Genomic DNA, 374 nt, shown 5'->3' with positions numbered 1-374 from the left:
CCAGCGCGGCTAACCCGGCGTCCTGCCGGGTTACCCACGGATTCAAGCCTGCGTTCGGCCATCGTGGTTAACGGGGCGCCTCAGATCAAAAGCAAGATCAAAAGCAGAGCACGGCGGCCTAGTAGCCGACCTGAGTGGTTAGATCAAAAGCGAAAAGCGGATTTGCATACACCTGGGATCTGCTTTTCTGTGGGAGCTGGCTTGCCTGCGATGCAGACACCTCGGTACATCAGGCACACCGAGTTGATGCCATCGCAGGCAAGCCAGCTCCCACCTTTGACCGAGTATGGCTCTGCTGTTGCTGTTGCTGTTGCTGTTGCTGTTGCTGTTGCTGTTGCTGTTGCTGTTGCTGTTGCTGTTGCTGTTGCTCCGGC

At 57.0% G+C, this 374-nt stretch carries 1 pseudogene; it reads right to left on the bottom strand.

The features are described 5' to 3' along the window. Positions 1 to 143: 143 nt before the first annotated feature. Positions 144 to 374 (bottom strand): annotated as a pseudogene (locus HX790_RS29505) (hypothetical protein); the annotation flags it as partial.

The organism is Pseudomonas sp. IPO3747, assembly GCF_013385245.1.
In the GTDB taxonomy this organism is placed as follows: Bacteria; Pseudomonadota; Gammaproteobacteria; order Pseudomonadales; family Pseudomonadaceae; genus Aquipseudomonas; species Aquipseudomonas edaphica.
This window is presented reverse-complemented; position numbering and strand designations above follow the sequence as displayed.